The sequence below is a fragment of the Rhodococcus phenolicus genome, assembly GCF_001646785.1.
Classification (GTDB): Bacteria; Actinomycetota; Actinomycetes; order Mycobacteriales; family Mycobacteriaceae; genus Rhodococcus; species Rhodococcus phenolicus.
In genome coordinates this window covers 1-1,794 of record NZ_LRRH01000198.1, presented here as the reverse complement: position 1 = coordinate 1,794, position 1,794 = coordinate 1, and the positions used below count along the sequence as shown (strand labels likewise).

At 70.3% G+C, this 1,794-nt stretch carries 1 protein-coding gene; it reads right to left on the bottom strand.

All coding sequences use genetic code 11. The annotated features are described in order from the left end of the window. A partial coding sequence (locus tag A8G15_RS28860; protein ID WP_245688055.1) for a condensation domain-containing protein occupies window positions 1–1,794 on the bottom strand: 1,794 nt, incomplete at both ends.

Below are 1,794 nucleotides of genomic sequence, written 5' to 3'. Positions count from 1 at the left end.
CGCACACGCCAGCGTGCCGCTCAGGCCGTCCGCAGTGTCGGCGATCTCGATCTCGAGGTCGGTCTTGACGCTGTGGGTCTCGTCGGCGTCGGCGAACCGGCCGAAGCCGGCCCGCCCGAGCACATCGTGGGTTTCGTCGACCAGATCCGCGACCCGGAAGGACACGAGCGTCTGGAACAGCGGGTTGTGGGCGGCCGAGGGCGTCGTGCCGCTGACCCGCACGATGTGATCGAACGGCAGGTCCTGGTGGGCGAATCCCCCGAGCACGACCTCCCGCACCCGGCCCAGCACCTCGTCTACCGTCGGATCCCCCGACAGATCGTGACGCAACGGCAACGTGTTCACGAAATACCCCACCACCGACGCCAGCGCCTCGTCCGTGCGGCCACCGACCGGCGACCCCACCACGATGTCGTCACCCGCCCCGAGCCGCTGCATCGCGATCACGACCGCGGCCTGGGTGAGCATGTACATGGTGACGTCGCGGTCGGCGCACACCCGGCGCAGCGCGGCCGACACCTCGGGATCCAGGGCGAAGGACAGTTCGAATCCGTCGAAGTCCTGAACCGCCGGGCGCGGCCGGTCCGTGGCGATCATCGACACCTCCGGGACTCCGGCGAGCCGCTCACGCCAGTACTCGACGTGATCGGCCGCGGCGGTTCCGGGCCGGTCGGCGCCGGACAGCATCGCGTCCTGCCAGGCCGCGAAGTGGCGGAACGTCACCGACTCGGGTGTCCGCTGCGGAGCGGTGCCGCGACGGCGCGCGGTGTAGGCGTCCAGGAGGTCACCGAGCAGTGTCGGTGTCGACCATTCGTCGACGAACGCGTGATGCACGGCCAGGGCAGCGACCCGGGGCCGGCCGTCCACGGAGAACACCGCGGCACGTAGTGCCGGGTCGAGGCGCAGGGAGAGCGGACGGTCGACCCACTGCGCGACCACATCGGTGAGCACGCCGGAGCCGGTCGCGATCTCCTCGATGGGGAACGCGCCGGTGACCGGGTCGTCGACGTCGAGTTCGATGCCGTCGGGACCCGGGACCAGCCGGGACCGGAGCGCCTCGTGCCGCGTCGTCAGGTCGGTGAGCGCCACCGCCCACGCGTCTGTGGAGAAGTCGTCGGGCACGGTGAGCACGAGCGGCACGGTATAGACCGAGCCGGCTCCGGTGATCTGCTCGATCACCCAGAGCGACCGCTGACCCGCCGATGCCGGAACCTTTTCCGGCACGACGACGTCGGCAACACCGATCGAGATCGCACCCTCGGCTGCGTCGAGGGTGCGCGCGAGATCGCCGACGGACCGGGATTCGAACAGGTCGCGCAGCGTCAGCTTGCGGGCGAATCGGGCGGCCAGTCGAGCCACCGCCCGGGTCGCGAGCAGCGAGTGTCCACCCAGATCGAAGAAGTCGCTGTCGACACCGACCGGGACGGTCTCGTCCAGGCCGAGCACGTCGCGGAAGACCTCGGCCACTGCTCGTTCGGATTCGGTGGCCGGTGCCCGGCCCCCGTCGTGGACCGGCGCGACCGGCTCCGGCAGCGCCTTGCGATCGAGCTTGCCGTTGACAGTCACCGGCAGCTCGTCGAGGACGGTGATCGTGGGCGGCACCATGTAGTCCGGCAATCGGGACGAGAGGTGTTCCCGCAGTGTGGAAGTCGGATCCTCACCGTTCCAGGCTCCACGGTCGAGGGTGCAGTACGCGGCGAGGGTCGCATCACGGCCCGAGGTCCCGGCCCGGGCGATCACCGCGGACGAACGGACCCACGGATGTGCATCGAGAGCGGCGCGGATCTCGTCCAG